This is a genomic window from Flavobacterium aciduliphilum (genome assembly GCF_003268855.1).
Taxonomy (GTDB): domain Bacteria; phylum Bacteroidota; class Bacteroidia; order Flavobacteriales; family Flavobacteriaceae; genus Flavobacterium; species Flavobacterium aciduliphilum.
In genome coordinates, this window is the sequence record NZ_QLSZ01000001.1 from 96,262 (window position 1) to 113,305 (window position 17,044).

Sequence of the window (17,044 nt, forward strand, 5' to 3'; positions counted from 1 at the left end):
CTTAGTTTTTTAATGTATTTGTTGATAGTTCCAGCAATAATTTATTCAATTGTTCTTTTTCATCAGCTTGAAGTTCGGGGAGTATTTTCGTAAAAAGACTTACATATTCTGCTTTTTTCAAAAGTGTTCGAATGGTGTCTTTTGAAAATTTTACAAACTGCCATTTATGATGTACTGTACCCATTACTAAATTTTTTAAAACATCTCGATCATATGGTGTGATATATAAAATATTCTCAATCGCGTTTTCTCTGACTATACTTTCATAATCTGGACCTGTATAGCTTTTGAGTTCCTTGAAATAATATTGATACATTGGAAAATCTTTATCTTTTTTATAATAGTCAAGAAATAAAACCAAAAATAAAATACGGAGTTCTTTATCGTTTTTGCCTTGCCAGTTTTTAGCTTTATCCAAATAGGTTGCTCTTGAATCAGGGAATGATTTCCATAAATTTAGAAAGGCCTCTTTCTGAGTATCATACGATTTATCTTCTAATAGTGTTTCATATTCATTTTTAAACGACATTTGGATAGACGTAATTGTTTTGGCTACAGTTTGTCTGATTTCAATACTATTGGAGCGCATGGCTAACATTACCAACGATTCTTTTTGGTCGAAAGGAACATTTTTAAGTTGATTAATAATTTCTTTTTTCAGAAAATACGAAGCATCCGATTGTAAAATATCTTGAAAAAAATGAAACTTAGACAACAAGTTAAGGTTTTTCTTTTCTTGGATTTCAAATAACTTTTTAATAAAGTCACTTTTCAAAAGTAAGTCTTGAGCTCGTTGACTAGGGAATTGATACGATTCCAACCACTCTTTTTGAAATTTTTGAGCGTCAAAATTAGGAACTACTGCGAGTACTTCATCGAGAAAATCTTTCGTTTGAACATTTTTAAATTGGTATTTTTTCAAATAATTTTGAATGACTTTTCTAAAATTGTCGGCACCAATTGTTTCTCTAATATCATGCAATGCCCAAGCGCCTTTTTGATAATAGGAATAGGAACTCGCTTTATCACTAAGAATAGGAATGGTATCTGTTTTCGCTTCTTTGCGCAATAACAGTGAATTTCGATAAAGCGCATAATAAAAATAGTCTTCCCCAAAAAGAGCTCGTTCTGCTAAAAGAGCGTAATAGGTCGCAAAACCTTCTTGAAGCCAATGATGGGTTCCAGATTGAGCTGTAATCATATCCCCAAACCATTGATGTGCCAATTCATGAGCATTAACATTGCAATAATTTCTGTCATTCCATCCACTTTCATCGACAACAAAATCTTGATCAAACAACGTTGAACTCGTATTTTCCATGCCGGCATAAAGAAAATCTTTTATGGGAATTTGCCGATATACTTGCCATGGATATGGAACACCGATTTCTTTTTCTAGAAAGTCAAATATTGTTTTGGAGTCTTTGAACGTAAAATCATATTTGGCACTATCTTTGGGTTGAAAATAATTTTCTAAAGTAATTCCTGTAGCTGATTGTTCGGTTTTATATTTAAAATTACCAATCGCTAACATAAGTAAATAAGATGCCATGGGATGCTGCATTTCAAAGGAAAAAACACTGTAATTTTCTTTTGTAGAAAGATTTATTTCTTGTTTCTTTTCTTTCAAAACACCATTAGAAACAACTTCAAATTTACGAGCATATTCTTTCGTACAATCTAATTTTATAGTAATATTAAATAGTACTTTTTCATTCATGTCATCAAAACTAGGAAACCAATGACTCGAATATTTCCCTTGTCCTTGTGTCCAAATTTGTAATGATTCTTCCTTTCCCGTGTAGTATAGCGTTTGTTTGGGTTGGGCTTTATAGACTAAAGTAACGGTATTCTTTCCCTTTTTATACCCTTGAAAAAGAACAATTTGTTTCCCATTATTTTTATATAACACGTTTTTATTATTCACTAAAACTTCGGAGAAGGTCATGTTTTTTGCATCAATTCGAATAGAATCAATGTCTTTTTTAACATGAAACGTGTAAATCACCTTGCCTGTAAGTGCTCTAGCTTCTAATTGGGGGGTAAGGATGGCATTGCAAGATATAAAATCAACTTGTTTTAATTGTTGCGCCAAGGCTATACAAGGAAGGAGTAAAAATACGAGCTTTTTCATATCATAAATCAAAACACAAACATACAAATTTTAATATCTGAATTGAAAAAACTAACTTCGCAAAAAGATTGTTTTTTAACCCAAGTATGCCTATAGTATCGTTACATACGCCAATTGAATATTTAAAAGGAATCGGTCCAAACCGAGGCGATTTGTTGCGTAAGGAAATGAATGTTCAAACCTATGGTGATTTGATAAATTTATTTCCAAATCGGTACATAGACCGAACCCGTTATTACAAAATTAACGAATTACAAAACACCCTTGCAGAGGTGCAAATCATTGGGAAAATCATACACATTAAAACAGTCGAATTTGGAAAAAACCAAAAACGTTTGGTAGCCACTTTTATCGATGAGACTGGACAAATAGAACTCACATGGTTTCAAGGTCTTAAATGGATTCGAGAAAGTTTGAAACTAAATGAAGTATACATAATTTTTGGAAGGCTGTCTGAATATAAAAATCAGTTTTCCATGGCACATCCCGAATTGGAATTATTAGAAGAACACCAATCTAATTTGCGAAGCGCCATGCAGGCAGTATATCCAAGCAGTGAAAAATTAAGTCAGCGTGGGGTTTCAAACCGAGTGATTAGTAAAGCCATTCAACAAATTTTTATTGAAACAAAAGCCCAGTTTAGTGAACCCATTCCTTCATCTATTTTGCATGAATTAAAATTGATGCCAAAAGGTGAAGCTATGTTTAACATCCATTTTCCTAAAAGTCAGAATCATTTGGCTCGTGCGCAATTCAGATTAAAATTTGAGGAACTGTTTTTTATTCAATTACAACTGATTACAAAAAACAGTATTCGAAAACATAAAATTAAAGGACACCCTTTTGAAGTCGTAGGACATTATTTTACCGATTTTTACAATAATCATTTACCCTTTCAGCTAACAGAAGCCCAAAAAAGAGTCATCAAAGAGATTCGTAACGATATGGGAAGCCATGCTCAAATGAATCGTTTGCTTCAAGGTGACGTGGGATCAGGGAAAACTATTGTTGCGCTTATGTGCATGTTATTAGCCAAAGACAATGGCTTTCAAAGTTGTTTGATGGCTCCAACAGAAATACTGGCAATACAACATTTCTCAGGGCTTTCAGAATTAGCAAAATCGTGTAATATATCCATTAAACTTCTTACGGGTTCTACCAAAGCTTCCGAACGAAAAGTGATTCATGAGGCACTAGAAGATGGTAGTTTAGACATTTTAATTGGCACCCACGCCTTACTCGAAGAAAAGGTAAAGTTCAAAAATTTAGGATTAGCCGTTATTGATGAGCAGCATCGTTTTGGAGTGGAACAAAGAGCCAAACTTTGGAAGAAAAACGAAATACCGCCTCATATTTTAGTGATGACTGCAACGCCAATTCCACGCACACTGGCTATGAGTTTATATGGGGATTTGGACATTTCTGTTATCGACGAATTACCTCCAGGCAGAAAACCTATTCAAACTGTTCATCGTTTTGATTCGAATCGTCTAAAAGTGTGGAAATTTTTAAAAGATGAAATTGCAAAAGGGAGACAAATTTATATTGTCTATCCTTTAATTAATGAAAGTGCTACACAGGATTATAAAGATTTGATGGATGGCTATGAAAGTATTTCAAGAGACTTTCCGATTCCAAATTATACCATTTCTATCGTACACGGACAAATGAAACCCGCAGAAAAAGAAGCTGAAATGCAACGTTTTGCATCGGGAAAAACAAATATTATGATTGCAACTACCGTGATTGAAGTAGGAGTTAATGTACCAAATGCTAGTGTTATGGTTATCGAAAGCGCCGAACGATTTGGATTGTCTCAATTACATCAACTTAGAGGTCGTGTGGGTAGAGGCGCTGAACAAAGTTATTGTATTTTAATGACAGGATTTAAATTGAGTAATGAAAGTAAAATAAGACTCGAAACGATGTGCCGTACCAATGACGGTTTTGAAATTGCCGAAGTTGACTTAAAACTGAGAGGTCCAGGAGATATCTTAGGAACGCAACAAAGTGGTGTTTTAAATTTGAAAATAGCTGATATTGTTAAAGATCAAGAAATTTTAATACAGGCTAGAGCATACGCTTTATCTATATTAAAAACTGACCCACAAATGATGAATCCTGAATTTAAAATAATGAAAGAGGTATTTATTGAACTTTCAAAAAAGAAATCGATTTGGAATTATATTAGTTAAACTTGAATAAAAAAAAACTGCCTCATGAAGAGGCAGTTCTATTTGTAACTTGTATAAGTTTATTCTTTAACAACTTTTTTAGTAGCTGTACCTTTATCAGAATTAATTTTGATCATATAAACCCCTTGAGATAAATCAGCAATATTGATTTGAGCATTGTTTAAATCAGAAACTTTTACAGTTTTAACAACTCTTCCATTTACATCACTGATTTCTACAGAATTGATTAATGCTTCAGTATTAGACACATTCACAATATCTTTTGTAGGGTTTGGATAAACTGCTGTTTTGTTCGCTACGATTGAATTTTGTTTTACTCCTAACAATGTTTCAGTAGAATCAAAATTAACGTAAACATCATCAACAATAACTTGAGCAGCAGCAGTATTAGCAGCAGCAGCTTGAGTAATCAAGAAATCTAATTCCCCAACATCTACACCGGCATCAGCTCCAGTTACCCCTCCATAAAACAGACCATTTGATTCTTTCCAAGTAATATCACCTGTATTATAATCAAAAGAAACTGCAATGTTGTACCAAGTGTTTTCTGTTAAAGTAATATCAGCACCTGAACCTAATTGAAATACATAATATCCAACAGTTCCTGCATTATCATAATGAGCCCATCCTTTTAAAACTTTTGTACTTGGCACATAATAAAAACCACACAATGCAGTCGCCCCAGAAGCATCAAACATATACATTCTAAATGTATTTACTGAAGCAGTAGCAGGTCCTGTAAACAATTTAAACTCTACTTGAGCAATATCATTTCCAGAGGTTCTGTTTGTCCAATCAGAACTAATATCTTTGAACAAATAACGAGCTTGCCCAGTAACACTTGCAGTAGTTCCTGTAATTTGCATCGCATTTCCTTGAGGAGACCCCGTGTTTACAACTTGAAAATCTGAATTTTGTCCTGCTGGACTGGCAGTAGAAGAAACAAAAGTTAACCACCCATTTTGACCAGCATTAGTACCCGTCAAATCAGTTCCGATATTTCCAACAGTCATTGATGAACAATCTTCAAAGAAGACGTTGTCACGTTGAGCATAACTTGATAAACAAGCTATTAAAGAAAAAGAAAGTAATAATTTTTTCATATTTTTTAGTTATTTAAAATAATTAAGTAACAAATTTACTCATATAATTTTATTACACAAATAAATTAACTTTTTTTTCATTTTTTTTAACTTGTAATTACTTCAAGTTTTTAATTCTCCCTCTAAATTGCTCACCACAGCAGTAGCAATACTATTCCCTACTACATTGGTAGCACTTCGTCCCATGTCTAAAACAGGATCAATCCCTAATAATAAAGCGACTCCTACTTCTGGAATATGAAAACTCGCTAATGTGCCTGCAATAACCACTAACGAAGCTCTTGGAACACCTGCAATTCCTTTGCTCGTAAGCATTAATACCAATAGCATCGCTAGTTGTGTTTCAAGAGGCAAGTGTATTTTGTATGATTGTGCTATAAAAATTGATGCGAATGTCATATACATCATACTTCCGTCTAAATTGAACGAATACCCCAAAGGTAATACAAAACTTGTAATTTTATTACTACATCCAAATCGTTCGAGTTCTAACATGGTTTTTGGTAAAGCCGCTTCCGAACTACTTGTACTAAAAGCAATTAAAATGGGGTCTTTAATTCTTTTTAACAAATCAAAAATGCGATGTTTAATAAAAACAAAGCCTGCCAACATCAATACTAACCACAATATCAATAATCCAAAATAGAACTCCGAGATAAAAATAACATAGGTAGTTAATATCCCAACTCCTTGTTTTGCAATCACTACGACCATGGAACCAAAAACTGCAAAAGGGGCAAAATTCATGATAAAACCCGTCAATTTTAGAATAATATGTGCTACATCATCAAGTGCATGAATAATTTTATCGCTTTTCGAACCAAGAGCAGCTGCTGAAATTCCGAAAAAAATTGAAAAAACAACAATCTGTAATATTTCATTTGATGCCATAGCTTCAAAAAAACTTTTAGGAAACACATGCATAACAAAATCTTTTACAGAAATGGCTGCTTTATCTATTCCAGTATCTTGATGTTCTAAAGGTAGTGTTAAATTCATCATAGCACCTGGGTTAAAAAAATTAACTAAAATCATTCCTAAAAACAAACTTACTAAAGACGCCGAAACAAACCATAGCATAGTCTTCCCTCCTATGCGGCCCACCGTATTAATATCTCCTAGCTTAGCGATTCCAACTACTAGAGTAGTAAACACCAACGGAGCCACTATCATTTTTATGAGTCGAAGAAAAATATCTGCAATAATTGAAAACCATTCTATTTTTTTATCCCTTTCAGTTGTGAGAGTACTTAATTGTGTTTCTGAAAATTTCTTTACCGCAACAAATTTTGAATACGCTTCCGTTAAAGTATCTTTTCTTGGTTTTAATTGTAATGTACGAATTCGTGTTTGTGCTTTTTCAATAGCATTAATATCTTGTAATTGAATCGCTAGTGCTTTGGGAGTACGATGTATTGCTTGTTCAATTTTATTTTTTTTGGTTTCTAAATTCTGAATTTGAGTCGCCAAAATTTTATATGACACTTGAGTCGTATCAGGCAAGTACTGTTTTAAAGACACATTGGCTTTATCAATTTGCTTTATATAATAGTCTATTTTAGCATTCTCATCATTTACATGGTATTTGTTCAGAAAAAAACCGCAACCGATTCCAATTACTAAAGCAATGAAAATATTTCTTGTTAATTTTGATTTTTTATTATGTTGCTCCATACTTTATCCTTTATATTTTTTGTGAATTAAATAATAATCTGCCAATACCAAAGCAACCATAGCCTCAACTATAGGCACAGCACGAGGTACTACACAGGGATCGTGTCGTCCTTTTCCTTGCTGTTCGATTAGTTCTCCTTTATTGGTAAGGACTTGTTGTTTTTTTAATACTGTTGCCACGGGTTTAAAAGCTACTCTAAAATAAATATCCATACCATTTGAAATTCCACCTTGAATTCCACCCGACAAATTTGTAATTGTTTCACCATCAACATTATGCAAATCATTATGCTCACTTCCTTTCATTTGAGCCCCACAAAAACCACTTCCAAACTCAATTCCTTTGACAGCATTGATAGACAATACCGCTTTACCAATTTCGGCATGGAGCTTGTCAAAAACTGGCTCACCTAATCCGATAGGAACATTTTGAATAACACAAGTGATGGTTCCTCCTACCGTATCGCCCTCTTTTTTTAATTCCTTAATATACTGTTCCATTTTTTGTGCAATAAGAACATCGGGGCACCTAACGGCATTGGATTCAATCAAAGAAAAATCTAATGCTTGATACGGTTTGTCTATAAAAATGGTTCCAACTGATGAGACAAAAGCATTGATTTGTATGTTTTTTATTACCTGTTTGGCAATGGCTCCAGCCACCACTCGTGAGACGGTTTCTCTAGCCGAACTCCGGCCTCCTCCGCGATAATCTCGTATACCATATTTCTTTTCATAGACGAAATCCGCATGACTTGGCCTATAAGTGTCTTTTAGGGTATCATAATCAGACGATTTTTGGTCCTTATTTTTGATTATAAAACCAATTGGCGTACCTGTAGTTTTCCCTTCGAATATCCCTGATAAAAATTCAACTTCATCGTGTTCTTTTCGTTGACTAACCAAGGTAGATTGCCCTGGTTTTCTCCTCGAAAGCTCATGTTGAATTGCTTCAAAATCCAATTCGATTCCTGAAGGACAGCCATCGATGACTCCCCCTATGGCTTCACCATGTGATTCCCCGAATGTTGTCAGTTTAAAGAGTGTTCCAAAACTATTGCCTGCCATGTGTGTATGTTTTCAACAAAAATAAAATATTATACACAATGTTAATACTATTATAATCTTTTTTTAAACAAAAAAGAATTACTACATTAGCACACAAACAAATAACTCATTAAAATGAAACCTAATTTTATTATAGCAGCTTTCTTTTTCGTATTCTTTTTTACGTCATGTTCAAGTGATCATGACGATAGTTACACCCCAACAAACAATGGAGATTCTGTTCCCACAACTTACTTCTCTCTTACCAATTCAAACTACTGGAAATACCTTGTTTCGTCTCAAGGAAACAATTCGAACGATATTCTTACTGTGGGTTCAAGCGTAGTGGATAATTCGATAACATACAATCTAATGAGTGGTACAGCTGATCCTAGTGGTACGGCTACAGGTTTTTATTGTACGACGTTAAATAACAATAAACTTCGAATTGACGGTAGTTCTTTAAAAATGACTGGAACTATAAATTATTCGTTTCCAGGACTTACCGATCCAATTTCTTTTCAACTAAATGATTTTACAATTTTCAAACAAAATGCAACTTCTGGAGATGTCTTGGGAACTATTCCTGGTAGTGTAACACAAACTATAAATAATATGCCTGTTACTTTTGAGTATTCGTTACGTTCGGAAGCTGGTGAAAATTTAGCTAGTTTGAATTCAAATGGAGTAACCTATGCCGATGTAAAAAAATCCAAAATAATTTTGAATTTAAAAATTACTACCACACAAACTATCACTGGAGTTCCTACACCAATCACCGTAGTTATAATGGACGCTCAAGATGTTATTACTTCTACCTTACATTACAGTAATGGGATTGGTATGGTGTATTGCAATACGCTTTTCAATTACAGTTTGAATCCATCAGTAGCCACTTTGTTACCTAGTAATATCCCGTTAAGTCAAAATGCTACACAAGATGAATACTTAACAGCATATCATATAAACTAAATGAGATAGTGTTAGGGCAATCCATTAATTTCGATTGGTTTTTTAGATTTAACCTTTAATACGAAACAAGGATTTGTAGTAGTTTGCACTACATTTCCTTTGGGTTCTATTTCTTTGATTGTAAGGATAATTTTATCAGAGCGTTCCTCTATTTTTTGAATTTTAATAGTGTAGCCCTTCGATTTTTTTTCCCCTAAATTGATTAAAATAAAATTATTTTTCTCAATATCGTCTTTTTTTACATAAGGCTTTATCATATCGTCGGTCAACAAAATAGTAAACTCATCTTGCTCAGTGATGATTTCGTAAAATTGAAACGAAGCCCCTCCATAATCATTTCCAAAAAGAATATCATATTTCAGACTTGAAACCAAGGGTTGTTTTTGAGTCGAACAAGAAAAAAACAATAAAAAACATAAAGCCATAAGGCTTAATTTAAACCTTTTAAAAGTTTTCTTTTGAGACACGAAGCGCTTCTTGATATATAGATTCATACAACGGCAAAATATTTTTAATATCAAATTTATTAGCAAGTGCTAAGGCATTCTTCTTAAACGAATCTAAAGTTTCTTTATTGCCTAGAATTTTGATTGCATTGGTTGCCATTTCATCAACAGCTCCTACGGCACTTAAATACCCCGAATATCCATGTTCATTTACCTCTGGCAAACCTCCAGAATTACTAGATATTACAGGCACACCCCAAGCCATAGCTTCGAGAGCGGCTAATCCAAAGCTTTCTGTTTCCGAAGGCAATAAAAACAAATCAGAATAGGCTAAAATATTATCAATTTCGTTGCTATTACCGAAGAAAATCACTTTATCCAAAAGTCCCAATTCTTCGCATAATCGTTCTGCTTTTTCTTTTTCAGGACCATCACCTACCATCATCAATCGAGAAGGAATCGTTTGTTGAATTTTAGAAAATACAGCAATAACATCTGGAATTCTTTTCACTTTCCTAAAATTACTAATATGGGTAATAATCATTTCTTCCGAACGCGCCATGACGGAACGTTGACAGGAAATGAGTGGTTTATTTCGATGTTTATCAAGCTCAATAAAATTGGGTATTACGTAAATGTCTATTTTAATATCAAAAAGGTTATACGTATCATTTTTCAAACTTTTAGATACTGAAGTCACAACATCCGATTTATTAATACTAAAACTTACCGCTGTTTTATAATTTGGATGATTTCCAACAAGTGTAATATCAGTTCCATGCAAGGTGGTAACCATGGGGATGTTGATTCCTTGATCTTTCAACATTTGTTTTGCCATAAACCCTGCATAGGCATGAGGAATAGCATAATGTACATGAAGAAGTTCTATTTTGTAGAGTTTTATAATATCTACCAACTTACTGGAAAGTGCTAACTCATAGGGTTGGTAATGAAACAAAGGATATTCTGGTACGTTCACCTCATGGTAAAAGACATTAGAATTCAACAAAGCCAAACGTACAGGTTGCCTGTAAGTGATGAAATGTATTTCATGTCCTCGATGAGCTAATTCTAATCCTAATTCGGTGGCTACTACGCCACTACCCCCAAAAGTTGGGTAACACACTATCGCTATTTTCATGATGATTCTTTGAGATACGAAGGTAAACAATTCCCACCAAAAACTACTTATCCAAAATAGCTTCTTGAATTATTTTTTGAATGTCTTCTCGGATATTTTCTTTAGAAAGCGTATTGGGGGCATTTGAATCGGGATATGTTCTATTTGATAGAAATATATAGACAATTTCCGTTTCTGGGTCGGCCCATGCCATAGTCCCTGTAAATCCAGTATGACCAAAACTTTGCTTAGAAACGCATCCACAAGTGGGCCCTTCTTTTCCCAGTTGAGGTTTATCAAATCCTAACCCTCTTCTATTTCCCTCTGAGCAATAATAACAGGTATTAAAAGCATCAAATGTAGAAGAAGAAAAATAACGTACTCCTCCATAATCTCCTTTTTGTAGAAACATTTGCATCATTTTAGCAAGATCCATACTGTTCGAAAAAATTCCTGCATGACCTCCAACGCCCCCTTGCATCGCTGCTGCCATATCATGAACATATCCTTGAATAGTAGAATGCCTATAATAAGTATCATTCTCTGTGGGAGGAATAGAATTTTTATCAAATTTACTTAATGGATTGTACATTGTATTGTTCATTCCAAGCGATTGATAAAAATGAGTAGAACTTAAATAATCTAACGATTTACCTGTCAGTTTTTCTAAATATTCTTTGAGAATAATGAATGTGAAGTCACTATATCTGTATTCTTTTTTCTCTAAAAGTTTACTATCAACAATCTGTTTAATAATCGAATCTTGGTAATAATTTCGAATATATAAATTTTCGGAAACTTGTTTCGTAAATCCTGTTCTAGGAAAAAAACTGTAGTATTTATCTAAAGGACATTTATCTGCGTCTAAAGTACTTTTATAAAAAGGAATCCATGCTTGTAGTTTAGCATAATGTGATAACAATTCCTTCATGGTAATGGTTTCTTTATTACTTCCTCTAAAACTTTCTAACATAGAACCAAGTTGCGAATCCAAAGTGAAAGCACCTTTATCGTATTGTTGCATCACATTAGGAAGCGTTGAAACCATTTTGGTTACAGAAGCAACATCATAGATATCCGAATTTTGAACTTTTATGGAATCGTCATAACTATGATTCCCATAAGATTTTTGAAAGATAACTTTTCCTCTTCGTGCAACCAATACCTGAGCTCCAGGCGTCATTTTGGCATCAATCGCTTTTTTAACTATCAAATCAATATTGGATAAAATTTTCGGACTCATCCCAACATTTTCGGGAGCAGTAAACCCTAGTCTACCTAAAGAATCCGTAAATAATCCGAATCCATTTTTAAATTGATCGTTGATTGTAACTGGTAATTTACCCTGCGAACTAATGGCTCCAAAAATTAATTCAGCACCCACAATTTGTGAAATTTCGCTATTCTGATAGGATAAAACTACCGCTTCAATATCGTCAAAATTTTTAATTGCAGATAAAGAGTAGGGTTTTGCAAAGGCATCCAAGATCACAACATTATTTTTGGCTATTTCTTGAAGCCATTGCAACTCAATATCTGAAAAATCATGCTTTTTCCAAGCTTTATCCGATTTGTGATACCCTACAATGACCAAATCGAAATTTTTTAACTTATAATTCAAAGAATCTATTGAGGGGGCTGTTACTTCTGTAATTTCGGTGTATTTTTTTAATGTAGAAACAAAGGATGTGTTTGAGTCATCGCCCAGCTTTACATAAGCAATCTTTTTATGTAAATCTTTTACAGGAAGAAGCGTTTCATTATTCTTTAAAACCGTAGTGGCATGCTCATATAATTGATATTGAAGGGCATCATTAAACGTAGGATTCAGATCATTATAAATATTTTTTAAGTCAATTGGTTTATAATGATGTAACCCTATCTTATACTTATAATGTAATATTTTCTTTACAGATCGCTCAATCCTTTCATTTGAAATCAACCCATTTTGATAGGCCTCACATATTTTTTCATAGGCTAAAGGAACATTTTCAGCAAAAAGCAAAATATCATTTCCAGCTAAAAAAGCTTCTAAATCTATATCTCCTGGTTTCATAAATTTACTAGCTGCTTTCATATTTAAAGCATCTGTAAATATTAATCCATCAAAACCAAGTTCACCTTGCAATAAATCGGTCACTACATTATAAGAAACTGAAGAAGGGTAATTTTCACGGGCTTCCAAACTTGGAACATTTAAGTGCGCCACCATCACAGAAACTAATCCTTCGTCAAACATTCTTTTATAGGGATACAATTCTACTTTTTCCAATCTATCTTTGGAAAAATTAACCAACGGCAATGCGTAATGCGAATCTAAAGCCGTATCACCATGCCCTGGAAAGTGTTTTCCAGTACAAAATACACCTTGTCCCTGAATCCCTTTCATCATTGCAATCGCGTGTTCGGTAACATTTACTTTATCTTCACCAAAAGAACGGTTTCCGATAATGGGATTTTTCGGATTAGTATTAATATCAAGAACCGGAGCAAAATTAAAATGAGCACCAATACGTTTTGCTTCTTTAGCCATATTCGCACCAACTTGCTCAATAAGTTTTAAATCTCGAATAGCACCCAAAGTAGTATTCCAAGGGTATTTATATGTAGAATCCAAACGCATACTCAATCCCCATTCGGCATCAATACCAATAAATAAGGGAACTTTAGCTTTTGACTGAAAACGATTGGTTAGTTTGGCTTGCCGAACAGGTCCGCCTTGAAAGAAAATTAAACCTCCGATTTTATTCTCAGTAATTAATTTATCGATTTCTTTGAAATGAACACTATCTTTATTAGAATAGGACGCTACCATAAACAATTGCCCTATCTTTTCCTCAAAAGACATTCTTGTATAAATACTATCAACCCAAGCTGTTTCAGCTTGTGAATCTTTAAAAAACTGCTTCCTATTTGACTTAACAACAGGAACATACACCTCATCATCATCATAAGATATCTCAGGTTTTTGAATGGTACCCGGAGAAATCGCAGGAGAAGTTAGCGATTTACAATACGTAAAAAGGACTAAAATAAGAAGTAAGGAAAGTGTTTTACAATTTTTCATACACAAATTAAAGATTAAAAGAAACGGCTATGCCAACTTTCAGAAGCTGGTACTTCCCAAGAATCTTTCCACTCTTCAATTGTATTAACGAGATTATTAAATACAATAGTATGTTCTGAAACTGATTTATCTTTAACTAATTTTTTAAAATCAAGAAGTGTTTTGTAAGTAATAAATTCGCCTTGTTTGAATGCGACATTCATTTTATCTAATAAATCAACTTCAAATTGTTGTTCTAATTTTTGAATAAAAGCTACTGAAGAATCAATAGCACAACCAGAGGCAGCTTGAACATTTTGATTGACCGCTAAAATTAAAAACCGATTATACTTAAGCACAAAAGAACATTCTAAAGGGGTTCCATGCGCATTCCAATGATTTAGAAATTGGGTAAGACTTGTTGTTATGGCTACAACTTCTTCCTCTGTAAATTTTCTACTCGATTGGTATATCCAAATTCTTGAATCTTCTGGTAATTGATCAAATGGTACAAACATTGTTTCTAAAAAATTATAAATCTTGTGCTTGAGCGATAAGTTCGGCAATATCCATCACCGCAACTTGACTCTCTTTTTCTTTAGCTTTCACACCATCGGTGAGCATTGTATTGCAAAAAGGACAACCTGCTGCTACTATTTCGGCACGTGTTTCAAGAGCGTCTTCTGTTCTTTCTACATTAACATCCTTATTTCCAGCTTCTGGCTCTTTAAACATTTGAGCGCCCCCAGCCCCACAACAAAGACCATTGGCTTTTGAGCGTTTCATTTCAACTAATTCGGCATCCAATTTTTGAATCAAATCTCTTGGAGCTTCGTACACATTGTTTGCTCTTCCTAAATAACAAGGGTCATGAAATGTGATGCGTTTTCCTTTGAATTGACCTCCTTCAATCGTTAATCTTCCTGCTTCCAAAAGCTGTTTTAAAAATTCTGTATGATGAACCACTTCGTAAGTTCCCCCCAATTCTGGATATTCATTCTTTAAAGTATTAAAACAATGAGGACAAGCCGTTACTATTTTTTTTGCCTCATATGCATTGAGCACCTCAATATTCATCATGGCTTGCATTTGAAACAAAAATTCATTTCCTGCGCGTTTGGCTGGATCACCAGTACAACTTTCTTCGGTTCCAAGTACGGCAAACTCGACCTTGGCACGATTTAAAATTAGAACAAATGCTTTAGTAATTCTTTTTGCTCTGTCGTCAAAACTACCTGCACAACCCACCCAAAATAATACTTCGGGTTGTTTACCTTGAGCTAACATTTCTGCCATTGTTGGCACAACTAAATTTTCTGCCATTTATTTAGATTTTAGATTATTAGATTAAAGATTTATCCGTTAATCCAATATATTTATTCATGTTTTCCATCATCAAAAACTTCGATGGTTACTTCTTTTTCAATTAAGTCTGTAAATTTTCCTCGATAACGAGTAGCTTTTACTAAATGATTATCAATCCAATGGTAATTGCCACCACGAGGTTTACCAAAAAGAATTCCGTGATATTTGAATCCATGTTGTTTTAACCAACGTTCTGTATATTCTCTATGCGCTTCGGTTCTTGAAGTGAAAAAGAAAATAATATGTCCTTCATCATACCATTTATTTAATGTAGCTAAAGCATCAGGATATACCTCCGCGGTTAGCATTCTTTCAGGCTCTTCATTTGGAATATCATCACAGATAGTTCCATCAATATCAATTAAATAATTCTTTACTCCTTCGGGTAAAATTGGGCTCAAATGTTGTCCATTTTGAGTTACTGCTTGTAAGGATTTGTTAATGTCTTCTGCTTTCATCTTTTAATTTTTTTTAAAATTTTCAATTATCATTCAGACAAGTTTCCAATCCTCACTTATGGAAAATCATCATGGTTTATATATTCTTTTTGTACTTATTTTTATAATTTATAATTCAATAATCAACTCAACGCACTCAGTCATTATTAGTTTTCATCTTTCCAATTTAGACGATCCATTTGGTTGTATTGCCATGGAGCTCCGTTGTTTTCTATATTGGTCATCATAGCATTGAGCGATTGAGGCGCAGCACTTTGTTCCATAACCAAATAGCGTCTCATATCCATGATAATGGATAATGGACTAATATTTACAGGGCATTCTTCAACACAAGCGTTGCATGAAGTACAAGCCCACAATTCTTCAGTAGTGATGTAATCATTCAACAAAGACACTGAATCGGGAATAAACACCCCTTTATTTTTATCAATATTTCTTCCAACTTCCTCCAATCTGTCACGTGTTGCCATCATAATTTTACGTGGAGACAACTTTTTACCTGTTTGATTAGCAGGACAAGCTGAGGTACAACGACCACATTCTGTACAGGTATAAGCATTCAATAGTTGCACCCAATTCAAATCCATGACATCACTGGCACCAAATTTACTTGGAACAGCGTTTTCATCTATGGGGTGTGCAGCAAAAGGATCTGCATTTGGATCCATCATGAGTTTAACCTCTTTAGTTACACTCTCTAAATTATCAAACTTCCCTTTTGCTTGTAAATCGGCATAATACGTATTGGGAAAAGCCAACAGAATATGCAAATGTTTTGAAAAATATAAGTAATTTAAAAAACATAAAATTCCGATAATGTGTAACCACCAAAAAGTACGTTCTAATAGCATTACTGTAGTTTCATTCATTCCATTAAATATCGGTGAAATAAAATGACTCACTGGAAAAGCACCTGCTTGTATGTAATGAGAAAATCCTACTTGTTGTAACCAAAAATCGGCTGCATTCATCAATAAAAACAAAGACATCAATACAATTTCAAAGTACAAAATTGTATTTGCATCTTTTTTTGGCGCTCCCTCTAAATCTTTGCTAATGAATCGGTTCAATTTGGCTATATTTCTTCTACTCCAGAAAAAAGTTACCGCTACAAGTACGAGCAAAGCTAAAATTTCAAAAGAACCTATTAAAAAATTATAAAAACCCCCTAAACACGAAAAAACTCTATGGGTTCCAAACAATCCATCAATTATAATTTCTAATAATTCAAGATTTATGATAATAAAACCTACATAAACTACTATATGCAAAAAACCCGCTAAAGGTCTTTTTACCATTTTTGATTGCCCTAAAGCAACCATAAACATATTGTTCCAACGAGCCGATGGATTATCAGTTCGGTTAATGTCTTTACCTAATTTAATGTTTCTAATTAGTTTTTTAACATTACTAAAAAAATAACCAAACCCTAAGGCTAGTAGTATTGCGAAGAAAAAATTATCTATTAAATTCATCATCTTATT

The 17,044-nt window shown here is 33.7% G+C and carries 13 protein-coding genes; 2 read left to right on the forward strand and 11 right to left on the reverse strand.

What is annotated here, in order from left to right:
- Position 1: 1 nt before the first annotated feature.
- Positions 2 to 2,134, reverse strand: a complete 2,133-nt coding sequence (locus CLV55_RS00405; RefSeq protein WP_112111764.1) for a M1 family metallopeptidase — start codon at positions 2,132 to 2,134, stop codon at positions 2 to 4.
- 86 nt (positions 2,135 to 2,220) lie between these two features.
- Between CLV55_RS00405 and recG the strand changes: the two genes are divergently transcribed.
- Positions 2,221 to 4,329: an ATP-dependent DNA helicase RecG gene (gene recG / locus CLV55_RS00410; protein WP_112111765.1), complete on the forward strand. Its 2,109-nt coding sequence runs from the start codon at positions 2,221 to 2,223 to the stop codon at positions 4,327 to 4,329.
- 59 nt (positions 4,330 to 4,388) lie between these two features.
- Here recG and CLV55_RS00415 read toward each other — a convergent pair whose 3' ends face one another.
- From CLV55_RS00415 to aroC, 3 genes are all read right to left on the reverse strand, one after another.
- A complete protein-coding gene (locus CLV55_RS00415) occupies positions 4,389 to 5,432 on the reverse strand; it encodes a T9SS type A sorting domain-containing protein (RefSeq protein ID WP_112111766.1) in 1,044 nt (347 codons plus the stop codon).
- A 102-nt stretch (positions 5,433 to 5,534) separates the two neighbouring features.
- On the reverse strand, positions 5,535 to 7,106 hold the full coding sequence (locus CLV55_RS00420; RefSeq protein ID WP_112111767.1) for a dicarboxylate/amino acid:cation symporter: 1,572 nt from the start codon (positions 7,104 to 7,106) through the stop codon (positions 5,535 to 5,537).
- 3 nt (positions 7,107 to 7,109) lie between these two features.
- Positions 7,110 to 8,174 (reverse strand): chorismate synthase, encoded by a 1,065-nt coding sequence (gene aroC, locus CLV55_RS00425; protein WP_112111768.1) that lies wholly within the window; start codon positions 8,172 to 8,174, stop codon positions 7,110 to 7,112.
- A 114-nt stretch (positions 8,175 to 8,288) separates the two neighbouring features.
- On the opposite strand from aroC, the gene CLV55_RS00430 reads away from it, so the two are divergent.
- Positions 8,289 to 9,125 carry a hypothetical protein gene (locus CLV55_RS00430; RefSeq protein ID WP_112111769.1) on the forward strand — a complete coding sequence of 279 codons (837 nt, stop codon included), beginning with the start codon at positions 8,289 to 8,291 and terminating at the stop codon, positions 9,123 to 9,125.
- Between the two features lie 11 nt (positions 9,126 to 9,136).
- Here the strand turns inward: CLV55_RS00430 and CLV55_RS00435 are convergent, their stop codons facing one another.
- From CLV55_RS00435 to CLV55_RS00465, 7 genes are all read right to left on the reverse strand, one after another.
- Entirely contained in the window at positions 9,137 to 9,550 is a 414-nt protein-coding gene (locus tag CLV55_RS00435) for a protease complex subunit PrcB family protein (protein WP_158527007.1), read from the reverse strand.
- 19 nt (positions 9,551 to 9,569) lie between these two features.
- The gene (bshA, locus tag CLV55_RS00440) at positions 9,570 to 10,712 is read right to left on the reverse strand and encodes an N-acetyl-alpha-D-glucosaminyl L-malate synthase BshA (RefSeq protein WP_112111771.1); all 1,143 of its coding nucleotides are present in this window, start codon (positions 10,710 to 10,712) and stop codon (positions 9,570 to 9,572) included.
- Positions 10,713 to 10,755: 43 nt separating this feature from the next.
- Positions 10,756 to 13,758 (reverse strand): glycoside hydrolase family 3 N-terminal domain-containing protein, encoded by a 3,003-nt coding sequence (locus tag CLV55_RS00445; protein WP_112111772.1) that lies wholly within the window; start codon positions 13,756 to 13,758, stop codon positions 10,756 to 10,758.
- Between the two features lie 14 nt (positions 13,759 to 13,772).
- Complete coding sequence (locus CLV55_RS00450; RefSeq protein WP_112111773.1) at positions 13,773 to 14,255, reverse strand: ABC transporter ATPase; 483 nt, start codon at positions 14,253 to 14,255, stop codon at positions 13,773 to 13,775.
- A 13-nt stretch (positions 14,256 to 14,268) separates the two neighbouring features.
- On the reverse strand, positions 14,269 to 15,060 hold the full coding sequence (locus CLV55_RS00455; protein WP_112111774.1) for a (Fe-S)-binding protein: 792 nt from the start codon (positions 15,058 to 15,060) through the stop codon (positions 14,269 to 14,271).
- A 53-nt stretch (positions 15,061 to 15,113) separates the two neighbouring features.
- Positions 15,114 to 15,560 carry an LNS2 domain-containing protein gene (locus CLV55_RS00460; RefSeq protein WP_112111775.1) on the reverse strand — a complete coding sequence of 149 codons (447 nt, stop codon included), beginning with the start codon at positions 15,558 to 15,560 and terminating at the stop codon, positions 15,114 to 15,116.
- A gap of 146 nt (positions 15,561 to 15,706) precedes the next feature.
- Positions 15,707 to 17,035, reverse strand: a complete 1,329-nt coding sequence (locus CLV55_RS00465; RefSeq protein WP_112112199.1) for a (Fe-S)-binding protein — start codon at positions 17,033 to 17,035, stop codon at positions 15,707 to 15,709.
- Positions 17,036 to 17,044: the final 9 nt, after the last annotated feature.